Source organism: Bacillus cereus group sp. MYBK222-1, assembly GCF_051916425.1.
GTDB lineage: Bacteria > Bacillota > Bacilli > Bacillales > Bacillaceae_G > Bacillus_A > Bacillus_A paranthracis.
This window is the reverse complement of the sequence record NZ_JBQAGP010000008.1, coordinates 48,531-74,280: the sequence shown is the minus strand read 5'-3', so window position 1 is coordinate 74,280 and position 25,750 is coordinate 48,531. Positions and strand designations below refer to the sequence as shown.

Sequence of the window (25,750 nt, the reverse complement as noted above, 5' to 3'; positions counted from 1 at the left end):
TTTGTCAATATAGTTTCACAGCTCTTCTTTAAAATGGGCCCTTCATATATCTATACTCCTGTCTATTGACTATTTCATTTTATACATAAAAAATACGTTATTCTTTTTCAATCAAAGAATAACGTATTTTCTCATCTTTTATTTCGTTATTGCGTTATATAAGAACTGTGCATATTGTTCACGTGTTACAAAATCATCACCTAAAAAGTTTCCTTTTCCATCACCTTTTGATATGTTATTATCCGCTAACGCTTTCACATATCCTTCTGCCCAATGACCAGTTGATATATCATTAAAGTTCACTTTATTATTTTCATCTTCTTTTAACTGAAATACTTTATATAATACTACAGACATTTCGTATCGAGTTAATACTCCATCTGGACGAAACTCACCAGTACCATCTCCTTGCATAATTCCAGCTTGCGCAACTGTAGCAATATCTTGTTCAAACATATGCCCTTTCGTATCTGTAAATCTCTCTTTCTGCTCTACTTTATTTTCTAATTTCAAGTACCTTTGTACTAAAGACGCAACTTGTCCACGAGTAATACTATCCCCAAATCCAAATTGTCCATTTCCATATCCCTTGAAAATATTTTCTTTCGCTAAATAGTTAATTGCTTCTTCTGACCAATGTCCTTTTGGTACATCTTTAAATTCTACTGCTTCTACTTTTTCATCTTCTTTAGAAGTGTTATCTCCTTGGCTTTCTACCACATTTTGAATTACAGATCCTGTGAAGAAGATTCCTGTATCCGCAAATGGATCTTTCACACCAAATTCGTATATTTTCTCGCCTGATGTACTCCACTTAACTGCATCATTACTATACGTACCACCTTCGCTCTTCAAACGAATTTTTGTAGAAATTTTACCATCTTTTTCGTATATAGGTACTTTTACTTCTTTATTTACTTCTGTTTCCTCTAAAAATACTTTTTGATTTTGAACATTGATGTAGGCTGTTTTACTTAGTTCTATCACTGGTCGAACATCACGAATTTCATTTGCAACAAAACTTAAGAATACTAACTTTTTCAAATTACTAGCTGGTGTTAAGTCTGAAATATAATTCGCTTCTAAATCAAGTTTTTGTAAGTTTACTAGACTTGATAATGGCGTAATATCCTTTAACTCATTGTTAGGTAAGTGTAATTCTTTCAACTGTGTCATCTTACTTAGCGGAGTAACATCTTTTATTTCATTTTTCCCGATCCACAATTCTTCTAATTGCTTCATTTGCTCAATGCCGGATAAATCTTTAACTTTATTACGTGTTAATACTAAGTCTGTTAAAGGTAATGAATATAACGGTTTAATATCTTCAATTTGATTACCTGCTAAAGTTAAGTATGTTACATTTTTCAACGCGCTTAATGGCGCAACATTCGTAATTTTATTATTTGCTAAATTCAAGTAATCTAGTTGTTCCATTTTCGCTAATGCTGTTACATCTTCTATTTGGTTACCTGATAGATATAAACTTTTTACATTTTTCATTTCAATTAGTGGTGCAACGTTTGTAATTTTATTATTACTCAAATCAAGAGACTCTAAATGGTCCATCTTAACAAGTGGCGTTACATCTGAAAATTCATTACCACGCAATGCTAAATGTTTCAATTGCTTTAAGCTCGTAAAGAATGATGGATCTTTTATCTTCGCATTCGCAACTGTTAAAGATTTTAAATTTGGCATATATTTTAATGCACTATAATCAAGTATCTCATTCGTATTTAAAAATAAATCCTTTACTTGTAATAACTCTTCTTTCGTAATTGGTGTATTTAAATCTTTTCTATTAAATACTTTTTTATTCACAAGTTCTCTTAATTTGTTATCTGTTATCATATTTTGATTATCAACTGGATGATCCGTTTCCGTATTGCCTGAATTAGAGTTATCATCTGGTTTCTCTGTTTCTTTGTTACCTACAGTTGGATCTTTAATTTCAAATTGAACTTGATATTTGTGATCATATCCAATAGCCGGAATAAGTATATGCATTTGCATATTGTGCTTCTTCTCAAACTCGCCAATTTCAAATTGAACTACTTTCGTTCCATTCTTCCTCTTATCTTCTGACAAAACTTTCACATCATGAAATACACCTGGCTGGTTTCTATCTTCTATTCTAAGATATTGAAAATAATCGCTATCCTGCATTGTTACAGTAACAATTTTTTTGCCAGCTGCAATCGTTACTTTAGGATCTTTTATATATTGAGAAACCATAGATGGCTCGTCTTTTTGGTCCTTATATATTTTAATCTCAGTAGCGTATGTACGTTCACTAGCTGCTACTACCGACTGATTTGCTTCAGCTTTTAGTGCTGCTAACGCTGGAGTAGAGTATGCAGCAAATGGAATTGCTAATGTTGTCGCTACTACTAGCGCCTTCATATAATTTTTTTTCAAAATAATATCCCCTATCATATATAATTTTTATAATTGATAAATGTTATCAATTATCCACAAACAAATGATAATGAATATCATTATCATTGTCAACGAGAATATTACATTAAATTTATATTTTTAAAGGTGAAAAATAAAAAAGCCCTTTATTCAAAGAGCTTTTTTACCTATCGTATGAAGAATTTCATTTTTTTCCTTCTCATTGATGACACCGATTTTTTGCAAAATATTCGCGTACAATACAAGTTTATTATATATTCGTTCTGACATATTCTCCCTTCTTTCCTTCGACCAACTTTTTTTGTATTGGTAAATTATATGAAAGAGATGAGAAAATGTGTCCACTTTTTGCATAAATACAAATCTTTTATCCCTCTGTTTGCTGGCAGTAGAACTCCCACCTTAAAATCGGGTAGGAGTTCAATGTATTTAGCAAATTGTCCATTGAATATTATGTTTTTTAACTTCCTCTTCAAAACTATAGGGCATTTTTTTATCACAAATAACATGCTGAATACGGGAAAATGCTGCTATTCGATAATTCCCTTTTACGCCTACCTTTGTATGATCACATAGAATATATGTTTTTTCCGCTAATTTCATCATCGCTTCTGACAGTTTCGCCTTTTCTAATTCAAAACTAGAAACTCCAAAACCAGGTAATAATCCATCAATCGAAACAAATGCTTTATGAAAATGAAATTGCTGGATTACTTGCTGTGAAATAGATCCTGATACGCGTGAATGTTTTGGAGATACTTTTCCACCAATAAATAAAACTTCACCGTGAAACATCTTTTTATTAATAGAAGAAATTAATTGCGTCGCTACTGGAAATGAACTTGTTACAATCGTTAAATTTTTGCGATGTACAAGATATGGTACCATTTGAAGTGGTGTACTTCCGTCATCAATCGCAATCACATCTCCATCTTCTACAAATGTTGCTGCTTTATATCCAATTCTCTTCTTCTCTTCTATATGCAGCATCTCTCGTTCCAACATTGGTGCCTCTATTCCAGCTCCCGGAAGTTGTACGGCTCCACCATACACTTTCTTCAACTTTTTTTCACGATCCAATTCTTCTAAATAACGGCGAATCGTCTCCGTTGATACAGCAAACTCTCTCGCTAATTCTGAAACTTTTACTTTCCCTTTAAACTCTACCTTCTCAAGGATAGTTCGCTTTCTTTCTTCACCTACTACAGACATAACCTCACCCCATTAATTTCTACCCCATAAACCGCCTTACTTATACAAAGTTATAACTTTCTTTGTAAGTAGAAACTTCCTCATGAATATGAATACCACGCTTTTTTAGTTCATCAAAAATAATTTGTGGTTTGACAAAAGCTTCCTCAGGTGTCACAACACCAACTTTATTTACATTCCCTTTTGCGATTAACTCTGTAGCAACCCCAAATGGAATGCCGACGTTTCTCGTATAAGCTCTTAATTTTTCCCATCCTACAACAGATCCGTCAGATAACGGGTGTGTATGATATAATACGCGTCTTTGTTTCTCATTATTTTTCATACCTATTACTTCTACATGAAGTGCATAACCGTAAATTTCTGTTTCTTGTCCTTCTTTCGATTGCAATAAATACTTCGAAATACAATCCATAATGCCAATCTCTTTCCCATTTATTTCAACCCGATCATTACGCAATATACCATAATCATATAAAGCACGTACGAGCTGCATATTTTGCTTTGGCCAAGTTCCTCTCGTCTCTATCAGTTTAACGCCTTTATTTTCTAATGCTTTTGCTAACGTAATCGTTTCAGAATGCGGTATGATATACTGCATTGCCTTACCATAAGGCGCCGGTAATTCAATTTCTCTTGGACGCGCAAACGGAGGTACTTGTTTAAACTCACCATCTTCATATACTGTACGCGATGGTAAATGTGGATCATATTCATATGTCGTTGTTTCTGTAATGGATGCAGAAAAAGCAATTGGACGATACGAGCCATGACTGACACGAACTGACTCTACAGTATCTAGCTGATTTGCTGCATGCATTGCCATCATTTGCGTTACACCTGGCGTCATACCAAAACCAGGTAAACACGTTTTTCCGTTTTGAACAAATACAGAATGAAATTCATTTTCTTCACCAAATCCATTCAAATTCACACCATGACAACCTGCTTCTGCAATACATCTAGTAGACAATCCATTTAATTTAATTGTCGTACCATCCATTACAATGTCATAGCCTTTCATTTTTGCAACCGTATCCCCGTGATTCGTTACATCTACTTTCACAAAATCAACACGAGGATCGTTGAGCCATTCTACTACTTTCAGGCCCTCTTCTTCATTAAAATCAGCTACTGTAATCGTCTCAAAAGATGAAAATTGCACTAAATCTAAAATTGCTTCACGACAAATTTTTCCTGCTCCACCTAAGCAAAATACTTTCAACCTATAACAACTCCTTTAGCGATACTATCAACTAAGCGATTAATATCTGCCTCATGTACATCACCGATATTTCCAATGCGGAATGTATCTACTTTTGAAATTTTCCCAGGATAAATAACAAATCCATAGCGTTTTAACTCGTTATATAACTGTTGAAACTCGAAGTTCCCTTCCGGGTAAATGAAAGATGTAATAATAGGAGATTGATATTTTTCATCTACGAGTGGCTTAAAGCCAATTTCCCCCATTCTATTCACTAATAGTTTTTGGTTATTGTAATATCGATTGTAACGTGCGCTTACTCCTCCTTCTTTTTCTAATTCAAGCAAAGCTTGATAAAAAGCATGTACAACATGTGTAGGTGACGTAAAACGCCATTTCCCATTTTGATTTTCCATCGTTTCCCATTGATCGTATAAATCTAAAGATAAGGAACGTGCCTGCCCTTTACACTTCAACAATTCTTCGCGCTTTGCAATAACAAATCCGAACCCTGGAACCCCTTGAATACATTTATTCGCACTACTAATTAGAAAGTCAATTTGCAACTCAGCGATATCTATTTCAATACCACCAAAACTACTCATTGCATCAACTAGTGTTACTTTTCCGTATTGCTTACCTAATTTACATACGTCTACAATTGGATTAATAATGCCTGTTGTTGTTTCACAATGAACAACTGCAATATGTGTAATATCTTTATCTTGTTGTAATATCTTTTCTACTTCTACAATATTAGTAGGCTCCCACTCTTCTGTTTGACTGACCACCACATCTATATGTAACATCTCTGCCATTTGTACAATTCGCTTACCGTACGCACCATTTGTACAAACGAGCAGCTTCCCATTTGCCGGAATAACAGAACCAATTACTGCTTCAACTGAAAACGTACCGCTTCCTTGCACTAACACTGTTGTATATCTCTCTTCTTCCTTCGTCGCTAACGATACAAGTTTAGCTCTTACTTCTTGCACCATCGTATTATATTCAACATCCCACGTACACCAATCGTATAGCATAACTTCTTTTACTGATTTTGTTGTCGTTAATGGTCCTGGCGTTAATAATAAGTAGTGATTTTCAGTCATGATCCTATTCCCCTTTTATGAAATAATAAGTTCTTGTTTTTCGATATGTTCCATTACGCTTTCGAGTTCCTGCATCGTTTCAATTGTAAAATGAGCCCCGTTTTCAACGAAACGCTTTCGAACTACTTCCATTTTTTCACGAAGTTCTACCGGATCCATAGTTTCAGCTGCCCACTCGCTTAAGCCGAGCTCACTACTACCGAGAATTACACCCACAGTCCACATACCAGCATTTCTGCCCTCTTTCATATCTGACACTGTGTCCCCGACTTTTATCATATGATTCATCGGATACACACCAAGTTCCATCGCATTTTTATAACACATCCAAGGGTACGGACGGCCTGCTGAAACATCATCTGGCGTCACAAGAACATCAGGTTTATATCCTTGTATTTCTGCTTCTTTTGCAACGATGTCCATCATTTCTCTCGTATAACCAGTTGTTGAGCCAATTTTAAGGCCTCTTTTACGTAATGAAGCAACCACTTCTTTCACCCCATCAATTGGCGTGGCATAGTGTGGCAAAATAGTAAAGAGTATTTCTTCAAACTCTTCATACATCTCGTGAATGTCTGCTTCTGTTGGTAAATGTCCGAAAACACGCTCCCACTCGTTCGCAATACGAGGCATTTCTGTTAGTGCCCTTACATGATCGATCTTTAATAATCCCATCGGTTTACGGGCTTCTTCATCTGTAATTTTAACACCACGTTTACGAAAAATTTTTATGAATACTTCCAGTGGTGCAAAACATCCGTAATCAACTGTCGTACCTGCCCAATCAAAAATAACTGCTTCTATTTTCATTCAATCCATCACCCTTCTCACTTATCTTTTTTGCCATTGTGAAGTTCGGTTACGAAGTGCTTTCGTTCCCCATTCATATACAACTCTTACTACAATATTTGTAACAACAATAAGTACACTCATTGCAGCTGCTGGCGCTACATTTCCTGCATCATCCATATTTACGATTGAGACGGCCGCTAGTTTAAAATCAGCTGCGTATAAGAATACAACCGCTGACACAGTTACCATCGAATTTACAAAATAGTACATGACCATTTCTAAAATTGCTGGTAAGCACATCGGTACCGTTACTCTAAAGAATGTTTTATAAAACGGAATGCCCATCGACTGCGAAACAAGCTCAAACTCTCGGTCTAATTTCTTTAAAGCAGTCGTTGCCGTAACGAATGTTACAGAATAAAAATGAATGATATTGACTAGTACTAACACAGCGATTGTTCCATATAAAGAATGAAACGGATTCGTTACTGAAAGTCCAAGTATTTGAATCGTTGGTTGACTAAAGAAAAAGACGTATCCCAATCCAAGTACTAGACCTGGGATTGCTAAAGGTACGATTGAGAAAAAGTAGCCTGTTTTTCGGAAAAACTTTAGCTGATCTATTTTCTCAATCGCATATGCGAACATAAATGTTAAAATTGCCCCAATAACTGCTGTAACTGCTGAGACAATCACACTATTTTTAAATGCTTCAAGCCCATCTCCTGTTAAACTCGAAAAATTAAAATGCTCAAATGTAAAACTCATATTATATGGCCATACTTTCACACTTGCCGCAATACCAACTGCCACAAATAAAAGAATAATCATAAGTGTAATCACACTACAATATATGAACGAGACTACATCTCTTTTCTTATTAGAAGTTATTCTATATGGCACCGCTTTTGAAGATAAGAAATTTGCCTGCTTTCTTTGCGTAATGCGATCAACTGCAAATGCAAATATAGCTGGAATTAATAAAATCATTCCGACAGTTGCACCCATCGGCATATTTTGTTGTCCAATTACTTGTTTGTATACATCAGTAGCAAGTACATTATATTGCCCACCAACAATTTTTGGTGCGCCAAAATCAGTAAAACTAAGTGTAAACACAACAAACATCGCACTAATTAATCCATACTTTACACTAGGTAAAGTAACAGTGAGAAATTGCTTTGTTTTACTCGCTCCCAACATATTAGAAGCTTCGTATAAACGATAATCAGAACCTTGGAAAGCAATTAATAATATAAGAAATGCTTGCGGAAATGTATACATGACTTCAGCCATTACAATTCCTACTGGTCCATATAAAGGGATTTGTATACCTTCAAATAAACCAAACATCCCTTTCGTTACTAATCCTTGATTACCAAATAAATATGTAAGTGCGATACCATGCATCATCGTTGGTGCGAATAATGGTAACAACGCGACATATTGAAATACACGCTTTCCAAATACATTCGTACGAGCGATCGCATAGGCGTAAGCGAAAGCAAGTGTCACTGCAATAATTGTTGTCGCGCCCGAAATCCATATCGTATTTTGTAATGATTGAACTAATGTTGGGGTTGTGAAATATTTACTGAAATTCGCAACACCAATGAAAGCTCCATCTTTATCATAAAAAGCTTGTGTAAACAATTGTAATAGTGGTAATACAAGCATAATCAAAAAAGCAAGAATCATACCAATAATTAATAGTCTTTGTATCCATTCTTCTTTACCGATACGTCTCTTAATCTTTTTTTTCGTACTTTCTACCTTTAAATTTTCTAACATCTCCATCTATACAACAACCTTCTTTCCATATGACAACATATGATTTTCTGAGAAAGAGATTTGAATCGGCTTTCCTTTCCTAATAGCTGTTTTTTCTACTTCTGATGCCAATATATCTACAACGATTTTCTCATTATATAGATGCGTTTTCTCATCTATAACGCGCACTTCTGTCCGGTATACAGATCCGCGAAACTCCATGCTTTCTACAATTGTTTTCATACCATTATTTTGTACGACTGTTACATGTTCCGGACGAATTGCATGTTCTTCGTTATTTTTCGAAAAGAAATTAATAGAACCAATAAAATCTGCCACAAACGGATTGGCTGGTCTTTGGTAAATCTCCTCTGGTGTGCCAATCTGCATAATTTCCGCATGATTCATTACAACAATTTTATCAGCCATCGTTAATGCCTCTTCTTGATCATGCGTGACCATAATAGTTGTCACTCCTACTTTTTCTTGCAAATCACGCATTTCTCTACGTAACTTTTCACGTACTTTTGCATCTAAAGCAGATAACGGCTCATCGAGTAACAAAATATCCGGAGACAGAGCGAGTGCACGTGCAAGTGCTACTCGCTGCTGTTGTCCACCAGACATTTGAGCAGGATATTTATCTTTTACATTCAGTAAATCAACTAGTTCTAACGCCGATAGCGCCTTCTCTTTTACTTCTGCTTTTCCATACTTTTTTGTCTTTAAGCCGTATTCAATGTTTTGAAGTGCTGTTAAATTCGGAAATAATGCATATGATTGAAACACCATTCCGAAATTCCTCTTTCCAGGAGGTAATGCTGTAATATCTTTTCCATTCACAGCTATACTACCTGTTGTCGCCTCTTCTAGCCCTGCTAAAATTCGAAGCAATGTTGTTTTCCCACAACCACTTGGGCCTAATAAACATACAAACTCATTTTTTTTCACAGTAAAAGAAATATCTTTTAACGCTGTAAATGCATCAAACTGTTTTTGAATGTGTTGAATTGATAAATATTCGCTCATTTTTTCTCTCTCCCACTCACTTACTTTTTCGGTTCTGCTTTTTGACCAAACTCTTTTTCCCATTTTTCTAAAATTTTGTCGCGATTTTCTGCTGCCCACTTAAAGTCGTTCTTTTTGTATAACTTTTCCGTCACATCTTTAGGGAATCCGTCTGGAAGTTTATAATCATTTTTAATTGTCGCAAATCCATTTTTCTCGAAGTATAACTTCATTACATCATCAGTAATTGCCCAATCTAAAAATGCTTGCGCTAATTTTTCATTTTTTTCATTATCTTTTTTAATAAGTGCGTTCGCTTCTACTTCCCAACCTAATCCTTCTTTTGGCAATACAACTTCAACTGGTGCACCTTTTTGTTTCTCTTTCAAAGCACTATAAACCATCGATACACCAACTGGATATTCACCCGCCCCCGCTAATTTCGCTGGTTTTGAACCTGAATGAGTATAAGTTGCCATATTATCATGAAGTTTCTTCATGTAATCCCAGCCTTTATCTTCACCCATAATTTGTAACCATGCAGAAACTGTTAAAAATCCTGTTCCAGAAGATGCTGGATGTGGCATAACAAGCGTTCCTTTATACTCTGGTTTCGTTAAGTCTTCGTATGATTCTGGCATCGGTAAATTTTTCTTCTTTAATTCTTCTTTATTTATAGCAACCCCCGTCATAAATGCAGTATTTCCTACCCATTTTTCTGGTTGTTTATCATCTTTAAATTGCGGTAAAACGCGATCCGCTCCTTTTGGAGAGTATCCTTTTAACATATCTTTTTTATCTAAAGCTAATAGACTTGAAGCTGCAGTTCCCCATACAACATCTGCTTGTGTATTTTTTCCTTCAGCTAGCAATTTTGCTGTAATAACTCCAGTTGAATCACGAACAATATTCAGCTTCACATCTGGATATTTCTTTTTAAAAGAATCAAGATAAATTGGTACAAGTTCTTCTTCAATTGCTGTGTAAACAGTTAATGATCCAGATAATTTATCACCTTTTACTTTTGCCCCAGCACTTTCTTCTTTCTTTGCACCACACCCCATTAATAACGAAAATACCATTCCAGTTGCTACAGCTTTAAAGATTGTTTTTTTCACTGTCTCTCTCTCCTTTTACAAATCTTATGTACAACTCAAATATAAACAACTAGTGTAAAAGCAGTATTAAACCAACATTAATCTTTTGTTTGTTGTTTGTTTTTGTGTAATACGTTGCTACTTCTATGTTTTTTCGCATTTTTCTGCTAATAATGAACACTAAATTTACAAATAATTAAAAAAACCTTTATAATCCCACAAAAAAATGAGGCGTTTGTAAAAAACGCCTCACTTTTGTTTACCTTTTTTTGAATTACGATTTGCATACTTCGCGCTATTTTCTCCTTCATACTCTAATGCAAATTCTGCATCTGGTAAGCTTTCTTTCGGAGTTTTATTATTGTTGATTGCCGCATTTTGTTTCACTTTTCTTTTTACCAATACATTCACCTGCTCTCAAAAATTCACTTTCTACTCTAGTTTGAAGCAAGCTAAAATAATTATTACTGGCAAGTGTTAACAAGTACATAAGAACTGTTAGATGGAAATACTACATATGAAGAAATCATAATAAAAAGGAGCTCTTATTTTGAAGAAGAAAGATAAAATCCAGTCACCCATTTTAGACGAAACGCTCCCGCATCAAATGAATTTCCCATCTTTTAAAGGAACAGGAAAGAAGATGCAACAACCTTTCATAAATCAATATGACGTCGTAATCGGAGACAGTAAATATGATTCCGAGAACAGTCCACTTCACAATTGGAGTGATGATGTAGATCCTGCCATTATGGCTGGAGAAGAATGGATCCATCCTACAAATGATATTGGTTGGATTTCAGAAGAAAATCAAGAGTTACTAAAAAAAGAAGGAGATAATAAGAAGGATACTTTTATGCATCCGCAATTTGGCATTAATGACTAAAAAACCATTCTACCTATGTTAGGTAGAATGGTTTCATACTATCCAATAATAATTCTCTCTTTCGGATATTTATAGCGAGGTGGCTGTTCTCTTCCGCCACTAGCTAGTATAAATGTTAAAATACCGACACGCCCGATAAACATAAGTACAATGAGTACAAGTTTACCAACAGTTGTTAAATCTGGCGTAATACCTGTCGATAGTCCTGTCGTCCCGAAAGCAGAACAGACTTCAACAATTAAACTCATAAGCGGTACATTTTCCGTAATAGATAAAATAAATAGTGCTGTGGCACATAATAAAATCCCCATTGTCATAACGACAGATGCTTTCAGCACGTCCTCTTCATGTAGCTGACGTTTGAAGACTCTAACCGTTCTCCCGCCTCTTGCAAAAGTGTATAGTGACAATATACTAACAGCAAATGTCGTTGTACGTATCCCGCCCCCAACCGAACTTGGAGATGCTCCTATAAACATTAATATACTCATAAATAAAAGCGTCGGTTGTGACAATTCAAGTATATCCATTGTAGCAAGTCCCCCGCTTCGCGTCGTCACAGATTGGAATAGTGTATAGAAAACTGTTTCATGCCATGACTTTCCTGCTAAAAAATGATTTCGTTCTAGTAAAAAAATCATAATCGTTCCAACGACCACGAGCGCAAAAAATGTTGTTGTCGTCAATTTTGTAAATAGCGAAAAACGAAATAGTTGCTGTCTCCTTTTACTAAGGAATTGTTTCACTTCCATTAATACAGGGAAGCCGATTGCTCCTAAAATAATAAGTAACATATGAATCATTTGAACAATGTAATCTTTTTTATACGGAATTAGCGATTGTCCTGTTAAATCAAATCCGCCGTTCGTAGTTGCACTAACAGCTGCAAAAAAACCGTGAAAATAAGCTTCTTGCCAAGTTGGAAAGTAAAGTAAGAATCTTGTACCTAATAATATCGCTCCAATAAGCTCTATTGAAATAATTACAATTAAAATAGAACGCATCAATTCTACAAGACCTGATAAATTCCCTTGATTATGGTCTGCCATAATGAGTCTTCTTCTCTGCAAACCAATCTTTTTTCCTGTTATAATCCAAACGAATGTACCTAACGCCATAATTCCTAAGCCGCCCAATTGTAAAATAAGGGCTAAAATAATAATTCCTGCCGTAGTAAATGTATCTGAAATCGTAACAACAGACAGGCCCGTAACACTTACCGCACTAACCGATGTAAAAAGTGCATCTATAAATGTCCATTTGACACCAGGCTTCGTAACAAACGGTAAACTAAGCAATATCACCGATACAACTACCGCTAATAAATAAAACAGAACAATGAGTTGTACAGGGCGTAATTTTTGTAAAAACTTTTTTATATCTCTCATTCCATCACTTCGCTACCTTTTTTCTATCGATTAAATAAAGAAAAATCTTTACTTTCTTTATTTGTAAATAACTGCTCAAATATTTTAGCAAATACCATTCCATACACAGTTCCATTACCTCCATATGGCAATGCATAAAATAAATTATGTATCTTATTATCTTCTTTTAAAATAGGGAGACCATCATGACTACCGCTAAATGCTGCCGCCCAATAGTAGTCTGCCTGTATATCTTTATACTGCGGGAACATCTCTTTTATAATGTTAATAAGGACATCACGCTTATGCAATAATTTCGTATCACCGATTGTTTGAATTTGCATTGCTTCATCTAATCCGCCTACAATAATACGGTTTTTATACGTTCGAAAATATAAATACGGCCGTGCTGTTTCCCAAATTAATGATCGCTCATACCAACCTTCAAACTGATCTATTTCATTTGTTACAATTGCATAAGAAGTTTCTACTATTGTATTTTTTTCTTTCTTTCCAAAAAGTGCTTCATAACCCGTCGCCATAATAATATTCTTTGCTACAATTTGATTTCCTGTTTTCGTATAACAAATTAAATCATTTTGACGTTTTTTTATATGTATGGCCTCTGTATGTTCATATATAGTAGCACCCATTTGATTTGCTTTATGCAAAAGGCTATGCGCTAATAAATACGGATTTACCTCAGCATCACCGTGTGTATATAATGCCGCTTGTTTTGTAAAAGGATACCGTTCCTTAATATCAGATGCTGTAAAATACTCAACTGGAAACTCATAATTCTGTAACGTTTTGTATTCCTCTTGTAAAAATGAGACATCTTCACTTTTACTTGCATAATATAAACTGTTTCGCGGAATAAACTGGGGATCGATATCGAGAGTCGGTACAACTTTCTCCATTGTTCGTAACGCTTCGTAACAAAGCTTATATGCTCGCACCCCTTTTTCTTCGCCAACTGTATGGATAAGTGAGGTTAACGATTTATCATGAAGAAATTGTAATAACCCTGTATTAGCAGCTGTGCTGCCACATGAAATCATATTTTTTTCAATAAGTGTAACGCACATTCCCATTTTCGCTAACGAATACGCTATTTGAGCACCCGCTTCGCCACTTCCAACTACAAGCACATCACATATCATATCATTTTCTAACGATGGATAACAAGGCATAGAAGCTCCTGTATCCCAAAACAACTTACCAATCATAAGCTTCATAATTATACTCCTAAAATATAAATTTCTCCTTTCTATGTTTTGTTATTTTACATAAAAAAATCCAACTAACATATGCTAGTTGGATTTTTTATTTTTACTTAGAGCGCTCGTCAAGCCAGTCTCCAATCGTCGGATACGTTTGTTTTACCGCTGTTCCACCGTAAACAATCGACATATGTCCCGTTGGTAAACATACATATTGTTTATCTGTGCTAGAAATATGATCTAGCAACGCTTCTACTTGGCACGGCAGGGCGATATGATCACGTTTCCCTGAAATATTTAAGACATTCGCCTTAATATTTGCAAGGTCTACCTTTTGTCCGCGAATCACAAGTTCACCCTTAACCAATTTATTATTTTGATAAAAATCACGAATCCACTGTCTGTATGATTCACCTGGGAACGGAATGCCATCGCCAACCCACTTTTGAACTAACCTCCAGCTTTCAACGAAGCGCTCATTCTCTGAACGATCTACTAAAGCAACATATGGACCAACAAAGTTCGTAATTGGTTTTAACATTTTGTTTCCGAAATCAATCATTTCTGGCGGAATATTTCCAAATGTATCAACCGCTTTATCTAGATTGAAGTATTTCTCATCTAATAAAGGGCCATATAATCCTGTTTCAGAGAAATCAAAAGGACTTGTCATAAAGATTAGGTTACGAATTGGCATGTGCGGATGAAGTGCCGCATAAATAGAAGTTAGCGTTCCCCCCATGCAATAACCAAGTAAAGAAATCTCGTCCGATTTTGCAGTTCGCATTACTTTTTTCACTGCTTTTGCAATATAATCAAACACAAAATCATCAAATTTCAAATGACTATCTTCTAAACCAAATGTGCCCCAATCAAGCATATACACATCAAAACCACGGTCCACTAAATATTCCACTAAACTATTTCCAGGAGTTAAATCCATAATATATGGTTTATTAATAAGAGCATATATTAATAGAATTGGGACTCTTTGTGTTTTTTCTTGTTTTGGAATGTAGCGATAAAGCTTCGTCTTATTCTTCGTCCAAATAACCTCTTTCGGCGTTAATCCTACTTGTGGCTCTGGTTCACGTAATAAAATTTCACTCGCCCTTTTCACTCGGCGATATGCTTTTCGGTACTCTTCTGGGTATAGCTCTAATTGCTTTTCCCATTCTGTTGCGAATGTAGTCATTTTTCTATCTCCTTTTTGGTCAATTTCCTTCTAAAAAAAGAAGTGCATTCCTGCTATGGATATGCACTTTTTTCTTACTTCATTACATATATAATCCGCCGTTAATGTTTAATTGCTGACCTGTGATATAAGCACCGTCACGGCATAGGTATACTACACCTTTTGCAATTTCATCAGCTTGACCAAAACGTTTTTTCGGGATTTTCGCAACGATTTTTTGGCGTACTTCTTCTGGTACTTCTGCTACCATTTCAGTATCAATAAACCCTGGGCAAATAGCGTTTACAGTTACATTTGTTTTTGCAAGCTCTAATGCTAATGATTTTGTAAATCCTAGCATACCTGCTTTCGCTGCTGAGTAGTTTGTTTGTCCAAATCCACCCGCTTGACCAATAATAGAAGAAATGCTAATAATTCTACCTTCTTCCGCTTCCGTTATGTATGGAAGTACCGCGCTTGTCGTATTAAACACACTGCTTAAGTTCACGTCAATTACGCGTTCCCAATCTTCACGATTTAACTTTTTGAATGTACGATCTCTTGTAATACCAGCATTATTAACAAGAATATCAACTTTACCAAAATGATTCACTGCTTCTTCTACAAGTCGGTTTGCGTCTTCTACTTTAGAAACATCTGCTTGAACTGCATAAACGTCATGTCCTTCTTTTCCTAGTTCATTTACTAAGTTTTCAGCTGCTTCTTTACTGCTGTTATAGTTAATAACAACTTTTGCGCCCTCTTGTGCTAACGCTACTGTGATTGCTTTTCCAATCCCTTTTGCCCCACCTGTTACGATTGCTACTTTGCCATTTAATTGAACCATTTCTTTTCCCCCTTAAATGAATTTGTGAACGACTATTATGAATCATTTTGGTACTCATACTATGGAGTCCCTATATAATTATGTTTCGCTGTTTATACATAGAAAAGAGATTCTCCCTTTCTCTTTCATATGTTATAAACAAGCGCTATTATCACTTTTTATTTTCTGGCTTATTCGTAGGTTTTACTTCTTCTTTTACAGGTTCTTGTAGTTTTGCTAGTACTGCATTTTGCTTTTCTAGCAATTCTAAAATTTGATCAACTTTCGTTTCTAATGTGCGAATATCTTGTTTTACTTTCGTAACATCGCGCTTTAATGTAGGAGCTTGTCCTACTGACTCTACCTTATCTTCTAGAAACTCCTCAATGTTATCCACTTTATTTTCTAAGTTAATAACAAGCGTAGCCACTCTAGCGATATCCTCTTTCGTAGGCACATTTACCTGCTCTAAATAATTTTTTGTCGTATCATTTAATGCTTTTTGATAAAACAAATTCAAATCTAGAACGCTGCCCATCCAAGCAGAATATTCTTCTGTTTTAATTGTTTCATTGAGCGCTTTTCCCCAAAATGTTTCGGTTTGTTCATAAGCATTTTTCCATGCTTGTAGTGGATCGAATTTTTGATCAATCACTTTACCTACACTCCCTTTTTCGTTTTTGAAACAATTCAACCTATTCATTATTTTCTAATATTCTGAATAAAACTTCAAGTCTATATTTTATTTTTTTCTATTTTCTAACAAATGTATTGACTTTAAAAACAGATAGGTGTAAATTGCACTTATAAGCAAAAAATTCCATCTAACTGATTCATGAGGTGATGCACAATCATGCTACATAATGAACCAGAACAACGCGAAAGTTTGGAGAACAACCAAGCAAAACAACCAAACTCCATGCCAAAAAACTTCTTAGTTCCCTTCTTACTTCTCTGTCTTAAAGACTGGAGTCTTCATGGTTACAAACTTATTCAAATGCTAATGGATATCGGCTTTTCTTCTGTTGACCAAGGTAATGTGTACAGAACACTACGCAAATTAGAAAAAGAAAACCTTATTTCTTCTACTTGGGATACAAGCGACGGAGGGCCAGCCAAAAGAATTTATTCTTTAACTGAATATGGAGAGCAATATTTAACAACATGTGCGACTTCTTTTGAGCATTATCAAAATATGTTGCGGACGTTTTTCACGTTATACACCAATGCATTCTTTCCATTTTCTACTTCTCCAGAAAAGGATGAAAAAGATTCTTCATCTTCACCTGGTGATACAGCAGAATAATCTGCGTTCACAATATGTAAAAAAACATTTGGGGGTCAAACAATGGAAACTAAACCATACGAATTAGTCGATGCATTTTGGAAAAACTGGTCTCAATCACTTTCCCTTTTCTCTTCAGCTGGGAAACAATTAGAGCAACTTACTTTAGAAACATTAAAACAACAACAAGATGCTTTGCATAAATTAACATCAGGAGTAGATGAACTAGAAAAAGAACTGCAACAATTTACTACTCAATTCAATAATCAGTATACAGATTACGTGAAGCAATTAACTGGAAACTCCTTAAATGATCAAATTAATGAGTGGCAAGACAAATGGAAAGAGCTTTCTGCTCATATGCAACAGCTAACTGTTTCTCCTACAAAAACATCTTTGTCTATCCTTACTCAAACAAGCGGTCAATTTGAAGAAACAACGAAGCAATTTATTGAACAACAACAATTACAACGTGAAGAGGCTCAAAAACAGTTAGAAGGTTTTTTGGAAGATTTCAAGACAAAACAGTTGGAACTCGCAAAAAAGTTCGAGGAAAACTCAAAAAATCTATTTACTTCCATCAAGTAAGAAAAATGTGGGAGCTAACTGCAGCACAAACAAAACTCTTTCTTCCTCCTACTACATCAAGATGGCTAGCATTTTTCGATATGGAAAAGAAGGAGGACAAAATGAATCCATTTCAAGAAGCACAAACCGTCCCGGAGCTTCGTTATGATGAGATTCAAGTCGGTGATCAAGCATCACTTACAAAAACGATTACGGATGAGGACGTTATCAATTTTGCAAAATTGACTGGAGATGTGAATCCTATTCATATTTTAGATTCTTTTGCAAAAACGACAATGTTTAAAGAACGTATTGCTCATGGTATGCTCGTTTCAAGTTTTATTTCTACCATCCTTGGAACGAAACTCCCGGGTAAAAATACGATTTATTTATCTCAAAACGTTTCATTCCGCGCTCCTGTCAAAATCGGCGATACACTTCGCGTTGTGGCAGAGGTCATCAAAAAACGTGACGATAAAAAAATCATTACGTTGCAAACAAATATATATAATCAATCGGATGATATTGTCGTGGAAGGTACAGCGACAATACTAAAAAAAGAGTAGCAAAAATTGCTACTCTTTTTTCTATCCAATAACTTCTAATCACACCGATTACTTCCGCGTATGAGCACGCCGGTTCCACATAAAATAACGGTACCAGTTCAGATACATACTTAGCTGAACTGGATTACTCATAAGGATGTGTATCATCATGGCAAAAACAAACAAATTACTAGTTCCAGGTGCTGAACAAGCACTTGATCAATTTAAATATGAAATTGCACAAGAATTCGGCGTAAGCTTAGGGTCTAATACTGCATCACGTTCTAACGGATCAGTTGGCGGTGAAGTAACAAAACGTCTTGTTTCTTTAGCTCAACAACAATTACGTGGATAACAATATAACATATGGCTTAGAGGCAGATATTCTCTGCCTCTTTCTATTTTTAACATACATAATGGTGCTTTTTCACATACTAGTAAAAGCAAACTGAAAGGAACGATATGTAACATGAAACGGATTAACATTCGCATGAGTCCTCCCCGTGTTCTTACTTTGTCTTTTATTATGTTATCAATTATCGGTACATGCTTATTAAAATTGCCAATTGCTACAACGACGTCTATTTCATGGCTCGATGCTTTATTTACAACCGTTTCTGCTTGTACGGTTACAGGGCTTGGTGTTGTGGACACCGGGAAAGTATTTACCTTATTTGGCCAATGTGTCATTTTAACACTTATACAAGTGGGCGGACTTGGCATTATGAGCTTTGCCGTTTTAATTGCGATTATGCTTGGCAGAAAAATTGGCCTTCAAAACCGAATTTTACTGCAACAAGCATTAAATCAAACGAATATAGGCGGTGTCATTCGTCTTGCCAAAGCATTATTTTTATTCTCTTTTACAGTCGAATGTATCGCTGCTTTCATTCTTTCTTTTGAATGGGTACCGAAATATGGGATTGCTAAAGGGATCTATTATAGCTTTTTTCATTCCATCTCTGCTTTTAACAATGCAGGTTTTTCTGTTTGGAGCGATAATTTAATGTCCCACTCTCACAGCATTCTTGTCAATCTCGTCATTTCCTCCCTCATTATTTTAGGTGGGATTGGTTTTACAGTAATCGTAGATATAAAAAGAAAGAAAAATTTTAAAAACCTTACATTACACTCAAAACTTATGCTCTCTTCTACTCTAATCATCAATATTATTGCGACTGTTTTTATTTTTATATTCGAGTTTCACAATTCTCTTTCTATGAGAGGCTTTACTCCATTTGAAGAAGGCATGGCTGCTTATTTCCAAGCTATTTCAACGCGTACTGCTGGTTTTAATACAGTTGATATTTCCGCATTATCAAAGCCTTCCCTTTTATTAATGATGCTTCTAATGTTTATCGGAGCCGGTAGTGCTTCAACTGGCGGTGGGATTAAATTAACAACCTTTTTAATCATGTTTTTTGGAGTATTTAAATTTTTACAAGAGCAAGATGATATTGTCGTGTTTAAAAAATCCATTAAAGATACTCTCATTGTCAAATCATTAACCATCGCTATTATTTCTATTTCATTTATTTTTTTTGCTATTTTAATTTTAAGCATTACTGAGCGAGTTCCTCTATTGATGAGTGCTTTCGAAGTATTTTCAGCATTTGGGACTGTCGGTCTCAGTATGAATTTCACACCACACTTAACGATGATTGGAAAAGCTATTATTATCTTTATGATGTTTTTTGGGAAGATGGGGCCTTTAACATTAGCTTTTTCATTTGCACGTAAAAAGAACCGGAAAATAAAATATCCGAATGAAGACCTTTTAACAGGTTGACAACCGTATAAATTATCCATATAATGAGAGTACAATAGCATATCTCCAAAGGGGAGTAGCGTCCAAGAATATTTCTTGGAAACAAAGTCGTCATTACGTAGAACTTAGTTCTTCCGGCTTTGTTGGCATTTTCATTACATATGTCTAGCAAGACCTTTGCCTATTAACGGCAGAGGTCTTTTTTGCATTCATTACCAAATTCTTCCAAAGTTAATAGGCAGGAGTATGGGGAAACTAAATAGTGGGGAAATTCTTCACTTATTTAGTACTTATAGAAATGAGAGGAGAATGTACATGGATGTATCATTATTATTGGAGTATGGTTGGGTATTACTCATCCTAATTGCACTAGAGGGGATTTTAGCGGCTGACAACGCTCTTGTTCTTGCAATTATGGTAAAACATTTACCAGAAGAAAAAAGAAAGAAAGCACTATTTTATGGATTAGCAGGGGCATTTGTTTTCCGTTTCGGATCGTTATTTATGATTTCGTTCCTAGTCGACGTATGGCAAGTGCAAGCAATCGGTGCCATTTACCTTATGTTTATCGCTGGTAATCACTTATTTAAAACGTATGTTAAAAAGAATACAGATGAAGAAACAGAAGAAAAAGAAGCAAAGAAAAAACAAGAGAACTTTTGGTGGACTGTATTTAAAGTTGAAGTTGCAGATATCGCCTTCGCAGTTGATTCTATTTTAGCTGCTGTTGCATTAGCAATGACTTTACCAAAAACAGGATTAGGTACAATTGGTAGTCTTGATACTGGACAATTCGTTGTTATCTTTGTAGGTGGACTTATCGGATTAATCATTATGCGATTTGCGGCAACTGCTTTCGTACAAATTTTAAAACGTAAACCAGGACTTGAAACTGCGGCATTCTTAATTGTAGGTTGGGTTGGTGTGAAACTAGCAGTTTATACGTTAGCACACCCTGCATTAAATGTAATTCCGCACTCATTCCCAGAATCTACACCATGGAAGCTTACATTCTGGATTGTATTAGTTGGAATCGCAGCTGGTGGTTGGTTCTTCTCAAAAGAAGTAGAAACAAAAGTAGAAAAGAATTTAGACGAAAAAGCGCTGTAATTACAGTGCTTTTTCTTTTTTCCTTGTCCCCTCTCAATGTCCAGAAAAAATTCTATTATACTATATTTTGTAAACGCTTTCTTAATATATGTATGTCCTTTTTGTGAAACATTGCACAAACTTATTGAAACTATAAAAGAATCCATGTACTTTATTCATATAAGGAGTATTTATAGATGATGTACTAAAGGAGCGTATTACTCATGCTAGAACAAGGATTAGATTATGTTGTCAAACTGGCTAAGAGCAAAAAACAAATGTTAGATACAAACCCGATGCAATATTTCATTCGTGCAGCACTTGCGGGTATTTATATCGGTTTTATTATTGTTCTATGCTTTAAATTAGGTAACTTTTTTCACATTGCAGATTCACCAGCAACTTATTTAGCTGCTTCTATGTTTTTCGGAATTGCTCTCGTACTTATTATATATGGTGGTGCTGAATTGTTTACTGGAAACACAATGTACTTCACTGTAGCAACATTAAGAAAAGAAACAACACTATCTGATACACTTCGTAACTGGTTTGCTTGTTATGCAGGCAATTTAGCTGGTGCTTTATTCTTTGCCTTACTATTTTACGCAACTGGCATTTTTGAAGCAATTGATCACGGTCATTTCATGAATAAAGTAGTAGAAGGAAAAATGAATACACCTACAATGCAACTATTCTTTAAAGCAATTTTATGTAACTGGCTTGTATGTCTTGCTTGTTTCTTACCTTCTCAAGTTAAAGGTGATACAGCAAAAATTATGATGATGATGATGCTCGTTTTCACATTCTTCTTATCTGGTTACGAGCATAGCATCGCAAACTTATCACTGTTTGCTTTATCTTTAGTTTCACCGCATCCTGAGACAATTTCTTTTGCAGGTGCTATTCATAACTTAATTCCAGTTACAATCGGTAACATTATTGGTGGGTCTGTATTTGTCGGTATGGTATACCATTACTTAACAAAGAAAGTACCTGACGTGAAACAAGAAGAAACTGAATTAGGAGCAGCTCAACAAGAAGAAATCATTCCGTTGCAAGCGCATATGAAACATTAAAAACTCCAAAGTTTTACTTTGGAGTTTTTAGCTCCCCACATATTTAACAACAAGATTAGGATTAATCTCTCCTTCTTCCTTTCCCTTATTCATTCTCTGTTTCATCTTATGCATACCGATGACATCATTCGTATGAAAGTGTATTTCATTTACATATAAACCCTCTTTACAAAAAGCTTCGACAAAATCTAATCCACTTTTTTCTCCCCATCCCATATTGAAATCAAGGGAAAGAACATTCACCTCATAATCTCGTACCATTTGCAAAGCACATTCTACTGTAGTTGCGAGCACGTAACCGTACGGACAACTTCTTTGATCATCCATATATACATTCATTTTCTATCCCCTCTCTATTTTGCATACGTGACCAACATGTAACATATTGCCCCAAGACTAATAAAAGGACCAAACGGTATTTGAGTCCTCATTTTCATACGTTTTAATACGAGACCAGCTCCAAAGAAACAAAGACTAAAGCAAGATGATAAAAATAAAACGATAAAAATCCCTTTCAGTCCCACTATAAATCCAAGTAACGAAAGTAATTTTATATCCCCTCCCCCAAGCCCTTCTGGATATATCTTTTGCATGCAGTATAACAAAATGAATATAACGCAACTACCAACTATACTATCTATCCAAGTGACTAACGGTATAAAAGCACATTCTAAAATGAGTAAACAAGCAAACCAAGCTAAAATACGATTTGGAATTAACATATATATGTAATCTGTAACTGAAATAATAAGAAGTAACGAAAAAAGTGATAAAACGATAATAAGCTCTCGTTCCACCCCAATCATATATACAGTAAGAAGGCATATCATTCCAGTTACAAGTTCAAATACTACGTACAAAATTGAAATTTTCCTCTTACAATTCGTACAACGCCCTCTTTGCATACAAAAAGAAATGATTGGAATCAATTCTTTTGGCTTTAGCACATACTTACAATAATGACAATATGAACGCGGGGTTATGATAGACTCCCCTAGCGGAACTCTCATCGCAATTACCATAAAAAAAGAACCAAACACCATCCCCGCTAACAATGCATATACATAAGTGAACATCCCTTCCTCTCCTTTCCAGAAGAACATAGCAAAAAAAGGAGAGAACTTCTACTTCATATTATCTCTATTCTATTAAAAAAGCAGGCCATTTTCTGGCCTGCTTTCCCCTATTTTATACGATGAAATATACTGCTTTTAATGGTCCATGTACTCCGACAACAAGATTCATTTCTATATCTGCCGAGTTACTAGGTCCTGTAATAAAGTTAATACAAGATGCCACTGTCTCGCCATTTTCTACACGCTTGTTCATATCCTCAACTGCTTGTGTAATACGAGGTACAAGTGTTTCACGTGGAATAATAGCAAGGTATACAGTCGGTAAAAAGTGTAAAGAACGGCCTTGGCCTTTATGACTTTGTACAACGATCGTACCAGATTCGGCTAAAGTATAATCACTAAATGCAATTCCAATATTCGTTCTTTCCGCGATACGCATATTCTCTTCTTTTTTCTCAGGATCCCATACGTTCACTTCAACATTTTGCTTTGGAAGTTCTTCTTTAAATAAAGAAGTCAATCCATAAGAATCAAAACGTTCATCTGCCGATAACATAATAGGTCCCCCGCCGTTTTCAACGATTACTTTTTGAATATCTTCACGTAAACGGTCATTTGTCGTTTCCACAACAGTTGTATGAATGTTTGTACATTGATTTTTAAATACTTCTAACAATTCTTCTTGTGAATAATTTTTTAACGTTTCTTTATTCACATTGTTTTTCCATACTGGACGTTTTACACCATCCGTTTTACGCGTGCGTCCAAGTTCTTTTGCAATATTTTCTAGAAAGGACTCACGGTTTTGAATTAATCCTGTCATTATTTGTCCCCGCCTTTCTTATGATCTTTATACCAATCACGGAATCGTTCTTTACTTGGAGCCGGGAATTCACGAATATCTGTCCAGTTTTTAAGTGGCCCAACACCTTTTGATACACGGTTACCAGATGTAAATGGACTCATTGCTGCTGGCGCCATCTTTGATCCCATTTTATATAAAGCTGCTGAAGATGCACCCATACTAAACATTTTCATTGCTAATTTTTCTGCAAGTGGAGCACGCCCTTCTTGCTCAACGATAACTTGACGATGTTTTAATAATAAATCATGCAATGGAATTTTTACTGGACAAGCTTCTGTACACGCTCCGCATAAACTAGAAGCATAAGGAAGCTCTTTGTAATCATCATATCCACCTAAAAGTGGTGTTAATACCGCCCCAATTGGTCCTGAGTATATAGAGCCGTATGAATGTCCACCAACATGTCGATATACAGGGCATACGTTCACACAAGCAGCACAACGAATACATTGCAAAACTTGACGGAATTCAGATCCGAGAATTTGAGAACGACCATTATCAACCACAACTAAGTGGAATTCTTCTGGGCCATCTACTTCCTCTTCTTGAATTGGTCCCGCTACCGTTACATAACTTGTTAACTTTTGACCTACTGCACTACGACATAGTAAACCAACTAAAACATCTAATTCTTCCATTGTCGGAACCATACGTTCCATACCCATAACCGCAATTTGTGTTTTTGGAATCGACATAACAAGGTCGGCATTACCTTCATTTGTTACTAAACAAAGAGAGCCAGTATTTGCAACAGCGAAGTTACAACCTGTCACACCAATTTCAGCATCCATAAATTTTTCACGAAGTTGTTTACGAACAAACTTTGTCATTTCGTATGGATCATCAGAATTTTCATAGCCAAGCTTTTCTTTAAATACGTCACGAATTTGCGTTCTATTTTTATGAAGAGCAGGCGCAATAATATGTGAAGGTGGATCGTTATCTACTTGCAGAATATACTCTCCTAGATCACTTTCTAACACTTCACAACCGATTTCTTCAAGCGCATGGTTCATACTAATTTCTTCTGTTACCATTGACTTTGATTTTACTACCTTTTTTGCCTGCTTCTTTTTTGCAACGTCTTGAATATACTTTGCTGCTTCCTCTTTCGTTTTCGCAAAGTACACATGTCCGCCTCTTTTGGATACATTTTCACTTAACTGCATTAAGTAATAATCAAGATTTTCTAACGTATGTTGACGAATTTCTTCACCGAGTTCACGCCATTCTTCCCAGTTTCCTAATTCATCTGCTGCTTTTAAACGATTCGTATATAAGCGTGTTTGTGCAGAAGATACTGCTCCGCGCATAAACGAATCTTGAATTCCATCGCCAACGCGATCATTAAATTTTTTCTCACTGATTTTCATAGACATAGCTT

Annotated in this window: 26 protein-coding genes and 1 riboswitch; of the genes, 8 read left to right on the top strand and 18 right to left on the bottom strand. The window is 35.5% G+C overall.

The genetic code is table 11. From position 1 onward, the window contains the following. Positions 1 to 138 precede the first annotated feature (138 nt). The 9 genes from ACTFR9_RS23950 to ACTFR9_RS23910 form a co-directional block, all read right to left on the bottom strand. On the bottom strand, positions 139 to 2,439 hold the full coding sequence (locus ACTFR9_RS23950) for an NEAT domain-containing leucine-rich repeat protein (protein WP_081102042.1): 2,301 nt from the start codon (positions 2,437 to 2,439) through the stop codon (positions 139 to 141). Between the two features lie 411 nt (positions 2,440 to 2,850). Further along, complete coding sequence (locus ACTFR9_RS23945) at positions 2,851 to 3,633, bottom strand: DeoR/GlpR family DNA-binding transcription regulator (protein WP_000117661.1); 783 nt, start codon at positions 3,631 to 3,633, stop codon at positions 2,851 to 2,853. Between the two features lie 40 nt (positions 3,634 to 3,673). After that, positions 3,674 to 4,858 carry a saccharopine dehydrogenase family protein gene (locus ACTFR9_RS23940; protein ID WP_000862152.1) on the bottom strand — a complete coding sequence of 395 codons (1,185 nt, stop codon included), beginning with the start codon at positions 4,856 to 4,858 and terminating at the stop codon, positions 3,674 to 3,676. Beyond that, positions 4,855 to 5,952 carry a 2-aminoethylphosphonate--pyruvate transaminase gene (phnW, locus tag ACTFR9_RS23935; protein ID WP_229136491.1) on the bottom strand — a complete coding sequence of 366 codons (1,098 nt, stop codon included), beginning with the start codon at positions 5,950 to 5,952 and terminating at the stop codon, positions 4,855 to 4,857. The genes ACTFR9_RS23940 and phnW overlap by 4 nt, the downstream gene beginning before the upstream one ends. Before the next feature lie 15 nt (positions 5,953 to 5,967). Beyond that, the gene (phnX, locus tag ACTFR9_RS23930; RefSeq protein ID WP_229136489.1) at positions 5,968 to 6,762 is read right to left on the bottom strand and encodes a phosphonoacetaldehyde hydrolase; all 795 of its coding nucleotides are present in this window, start codon (positions 6,760 to 6,762) and stop codon (positions 5,968 to 5,970) included. Between the two features lie 21 nt (positions 6,763 to 6,783). Next, complete coding sequence (locus ACTFR9_RS23925; protein WP_139303319.1) at positions 6,784 to 8,541, bottom strand: putative 2-aminoethylphosphonate ABC transporter permease subunit; 1,758 nt, start codon at positions 8,539 to 8,541, stop codon at positions 6,784 to 6,786. Further along, positions 8,542 to 9,543, bottom strand: a complete 1,002-nt coding sequence (locus ACTFR9_RS23920; protein ID WP_076856617.1) for a putative 2-aminoethylphosphonate ABC transporter ATP-binding protein — start codon at positions 9,541 to 9,543, stop codon at positions 8,542 to 8,544. Between the two features lie 20 nt (positions 9,544 to 9,563). Then, the gene (locus ACTFR9_RS23915) at positions 9,564 to 10,640 is read right to left on the bottom strand and encodes a putative 2-aminoethylphosphonate ABC transporter substrate-binding protein (RefSeq protein ID WP_229136488.1); all 1,077 of its coding nucleotides are present in this window, start codon (positions 10,638 to 10,640) and stop codon (positions 9,564 to 9,566) included. 228 nt (positions 10,641 to 10,868) lie between these two features. Then, positions 10,869 to 11,021 carry a hypothetical protein gene (locus ACTFR9_RS23910; protein WP_000240799.1) on the bottom strand — a complete coding sequence of 51 codons (153 nt, stop codon included), beginning with the start codon at positions 11,019 to 11,021 and terminating at the stop codon, positions 10,869 to 10,871. Between the two features lie 148 nt (positions 11,022 to 11,169). Here ACTFR9_RS23910 and ACTFR9_RS23905 point away from each other — a divergent pair, with 148 nt between their 5' ends. Continuing rightward, positions 11,170 to 11,505, top strand: a complete 336-nt coding sequence (locus tag ACTFR9_RS23905) for a DUF3905 domain-containing protein (protein WP_000725962.1) — start codon at positions 11,170 to 11,172, stop codon at positions 11,503 to 11,505. Between the two features lie 38 nt (positions 11,506 to 11,543). On the opposite strand, the gene ACTFR9_RS23900 is transcribed toward ACTFR9_RS23905, so the two are convergent. The 5 genes from ACTFR9_RS23900 to phaR form a co-directional block, all read right to left on the bottom strand. Then, complete coding sequence (locus tag ACTFR9_RS23900; protein WP_001204709.1) at positions 11,544 to 12,893, bottom strand: TrkH family potassium uptake protein; 1,350 nt, start codon at positions 12,891 to 12,893, stop codon at positions 11,544 to 11,546. A 23-nt stretch (positions 12,894 to 12,916) separates the two neighbouring features. Beyond that, positions 12,917 to 14,110: an NAD(P)/FAD-dependent oxidoreductase gene (locus ACTFR9_RS23895; protein WP_076856619.1), complete on the bottom strand. Its 1,194-nt coding sequence runs from the start codon at positions 14,108 to 14,110 to the stop codon at positions 12,917 to 12,919. Between the two features lie 94 nt (positions 14,111 to 14,204). Next, positions 14,205 to 15,290, bottom strand: coding sequence for a class III poly(R)-hydroxyalkanoic acid synthase subunit PhaC (gene phaC, locus ACTFR9_RS23890; protein WP_000206335.1), 1,086 nt, complete (start codon positions 15,288 to 15,290; stop codon positions 14,205 to 14,207). 82 nt (positions 15,291 to 15,372) lie between these two features. Continuing rightward, complete coding sequence (locus ACTFR9_RS23885; protein ID WP_000250412.1) at positions 15,373 to 16,116, bottom strand: acetoacetyl-CoA reductase; 744 nt, start codon at positions 16,114 to 16,116, stop codon at positions 15,373 to 15,375. Positions 16,117 to 16,267: 151 nt separating this feature from the next. Further along, a complete protein-coding gene (gene phaR / locus ACTFR9_RS23880; RefSeq protein WP_000566940.1) occupies positions 16,268 to 16,750 on the bottom strand; it encodes a polyhydroxyalkanoic acid synthase subunit PhaR in 483 nt (160 codons plus the stop codon). Positions 16,751 to 16,948: 198 nt separating this feature from the next. Here phaR and phaQ point away from each other — a divergent pair, with 198 nt between their 5' ends. From phaQ to ACTFR9_RS23845, 7 genes are all read left to right on the top strand, one after another. Then, positions 16,949 to 17,401: a poly-beta-hydroxybutyrate-responsive repressor gene (gene phaQ / locus ACTFR9_RS23875; protein WP_000903020.1), complete on the top strand. Its 453-nt coding sequence runs from the start codon at positions 16,949 to 16,951 to the stop codon at positions 17,399 to 17,401. 42 nt (positions 17,402 to 17,443) lie between these two features. Continuing rightward, complete coding sequence (gene phaP / locus ACTFR9_RS23870) at positions 17,444 to 17,968, top strand: polyhydroxyalkanoic acid inclusion protein PhaP (protein ID WP_000448589.1); 525 nt, start codon at positions 17,444 to 17,446, stop codon at positions 17,966 to 17,968. A gap of 101 nt (positions 17,969 to 18,069) precedes the next feature. Then, positions 18,070 to 18,513 (top strand): MaoC family dehydratase, encoded by a 444-nt coding sequence (locus tag ACTFR9_RS23865; RefSeq protein ID WP_001067916.1) that lies wholly within the window; start codon positions 18,070 to 18,072, stop codon positions 18,511 to 18,513. Positions 18,514 to 18,661: 148 nt separating this feature from the next. Then, positions 18,662 to 18,847, top strand: coding sequence for an alpha/beta-type small acid-soluble spore protein (locus tag ACTFR9_RS23860; protein WP_001140707.1), 186 nt, complete (start codon positions 18,662 to 18,664; stop codon positions 18,845 to 18,847). A gap of 114 nt (positions 18,848 to 18,961) precedes the next feature. Further along, the gene (locus ACTFR9_RS23855; protein ID WP_076856620.1) at positions 18,962 to 20,281 is read left to right on the top strand and encodes a TrkH family potassium uptake protein; all 1,320 of its coding nucleotides are present in this window, start codon (positions 18,962 to 18,964) and stop codon (positions 20,279 to 20,281) included. Between the two features lie 38 nt (positions 20,282 to 20,319). Next, a riboswitch (yybP-ykoY riboswitch) is annotated at positions 20,320 to 20,485 on the top strand. Positions 20,486 to 20,575: 90 nt separating this feature from the next. Beyond that, a complete protein-coding gene (locus ACTFR9_RS23850) occupies positions 20,576 to 21,370 on the top strand; it encodes a TerC family protein (RefSeq protein ID WP_000383322.1) in 795 nt (264 codons plus the stop codon). Positions 21,371 to 21,573: 203 nt separating this feature from the next. Further along, the gene (locus ACTFR9_RS23845) at positions 21,574 to 22,425 is read left to right on the top strand and encodes a formate/nitrite transporter family protein (protein ID WP_000893048.1); all 852 of its coding nucleotides are present in this window, start codon (positions 21,574 to 21,576) and stop codon (positions 22,423 to 22,425) included. A 27-nt stretch (positions 22,426 to 22,452) separates the two neighbouring features. Here the strand turns inward: ACTFR9_RS23845 and ACTFR9_RS23840 are convergent, their stop codons facing one another. The 4 genes from ACTFR9_RS23840 to ACTFR9_RS23825 form a co-directional block, all read right to left on the bottom strand. Continuing rightward, a complete protein-coding gene (locus ACTFR9_RS23840) occupies positions 22,453 to 22,764 on the bottom strand; it encodes a cyclic-phosphate processing receiver domain-containing protein (RefSeq protein ID WP_001103780.1) in 312 nt (103 codons plus the stop codon). Between the two features lie 14 nt (positions 22,765 to 22,778). Then, positions 22,779 to 23,501 carry a prepilin peptidase gene (locus ACTFR9_RS23835; protein WP_440049030.1) on the bottom strand — a complete coding sequence of 241 codons (723 nt, stop codon included), beginning with the start codon at positions 23,499 to 23,501 and terminating at the stop codon, positions 22,779 to 22,781. Positions 23,502 to 23,613: 112 nt separating this feature from the next. Further along, on the bottom strand, positions 23,614 to 24,324 hold the full coding sequence (locus ACTFR9_RS23830) for a LutC/YkgG family protein (RefSeq protein ID WP_000147210.1): 711 nt from the start codon (positions 24,322 to 24,324) through the stop codon (positions 23,614 to 23,616). After that, positions 24,324 to 25,745 (bottom strand): LutB/LldF family L-lactate oxidation iron-sulfur protein, encoded by a 1,422-nt coding sequence (locus tag ACTFR9_RS23825; protein ID WP_000061914.1) that lies wholly within the window; start codon positions 25,743 to 25,745, stop codon positions 24,324 to 24,326. Before ACTFR9_RS23825 ends, ACTFR9_RS23830 begins: the two co-directional genes overlap by 1 nt. Between the last annotated feature and the right edge of the window lie 5 nt (positions 25,746 to 25,750).

What these genes read in the sequence shown, in the direction of transcription:
- ACTFR9_RS23950 (WP_081102042.1), bottom strand. Translation starts at nt 2,439, where the DNA reads ATGATAGGGGATATTATTTTGAAAAAAAATTATATGAAGGCGCTAGTA.
- ACTFR9_RS23945 (WP_000117661.1), bottom strand. Translation starts at nt 3,633, where the DNA reads ATGTCTGTAGTAGGTGAAGAAAGAAAGCGAACTATCCTTGAGAAGGTA.
- phnW (WP_229136491.1), bottom strand. Translation starts at nt 5,952, where the DNA reads ATGACTGAAAATCACTACTTATTATTAACGCCAGGACCATTAACGACA.
- phnX (WP_229136489.1), bottom strand. Translation starts at nt 6,762, where the DNA reads ATGAAAATAGAAGCAGTTATTTTTGATTGGGCAGGTACGACAGTTGAT.
- ACTFR9_RS23925 (WP_139303319.1), bottom strand. Translation starts at nt 8,541, where the DNA reads ATGGAGATGTTAGAAAATTTAAAGGTAGAAAGTACGAAAAAAAAGATT.
- ACTFR9_RS23920 (WP_076856617.1), bottom strand. Translation starts at nt 9,543, where the DNA reads ATGAGCGAATATTTATCAATTCAACACATTCAAAAACAGTTTGATGCA.
- ACTFR9_RS23900 (WP_001204709.1), bottom strand. Translation starts at nt 12,893, where the DNA reads ATGAGAGATATAAAAAAGTTTTTACAAAAATTACGCCCTGTACAACTC.
- ACTFR9_RS23895 (WP_076856619.1), bottom strand. Translation starts at nt 14,110, where the DNA reads ATGAAGCTTATGATTGGTAAGTTGTTTTGGGATACAGGAGCTTCTATG.
- phaC (WP_000206335.1), bottom strand. Translation starts at nt 15,290, where the DNA reads ATGACTACATTCGCAACAGAATGGGAAAAGCAATTAGAGCTATACCCA.
- ACTFR9_RS23885 (WP_000250412.1), bottom strand. Translation starts at nt 16,116, where the DNA reads ATGGTTCAATTAAATGGCAAAGTAGCAATCGTAACAGGTGGGGCAAAA.
- phaQ (WP_000903020.1), top strand. Translation starts at nt 16,949, where the DNA reads ATGCTACATAATGAACCAGAACAACGCGAAAGTTTGGAGAACAACCAA.
- phaP (WP_000448589.1), top strand. Translation starts at nt 17,444, where the DNA reads ATGGAAACTAAACCATACGAATTAGTCGATGCATTTTGGAAAAACTGG.
- ACTFR9_RS23865 (WP_001067916.1), top strand. Translation starts at nt 18,070, where the DNA reads ATGAATCCATTTCAAGAAGCACAAACCGTCCCGGAGCTTCGTTATGAT.
- ACTFR9_RS23860 (WP_001140707.1), top strand. Translation starts at nt 18,662, where the DNA reads ATGGCAAAAACAAACAAATTACTAGTTCCAGGTGCTGAACAAGCACTT.
- ACTFR9_RS23855 (WP_076856620.1), top strand. Translation starts at nt 18,962, where the DNA reads ATGAAACGGATTAACATTCGCATGAGTCCTCCCCGTGTTCTTACTTTG.
- ACTFR9_RS23850 (WP_000383322.1), top strand. Translation starts at nt 20,576, where the DNA reads ATGGATGTATCATTATTATTGGAGTATGGTTGGGTATTACTCATCCTA.
- ACTFR9_RS23845 (WP_000893048.1), top strand. Translation starts at nt 21,574, where the DNA reads ATGCTAGAACAAGGATTAGATTATGTTGTCAAACTGGCTAAGAGCAAA.
- ACTFR9_RS23840 (WP_001103780.1), bottom strand. Translation starts at nt 22,764, where the DNA reads ATGAATGTATATATGGATGATCAAAGAAGTTGTCCGTACGGTTACGTG.
- ACTFR9_RS23835 (WP_440049030.1), bottom strand. Translation starts at nt 23,501, where the DNA reads ATGTTCACTTATGTATATGCATTGTTAGCGGGGATGGTGTTTGGTTCT.
- ACTFR9_RS23830 (WP_000147210.1), bottom strand. Translation starts at nt 24,324, where the DNA reads ATGACAGGATTAATTCAAAACCGTGAGTCCTTTCTAGAAAATATTGCA.
- ACTFR9_RS23825 (WP_000061914.1), bottom strand. Translation starts at nt 25,745, where the DNA reads ATGTCTATGAAAATCAGTGAGAAAAAATTTAATGATCGCGTTGGCGAT.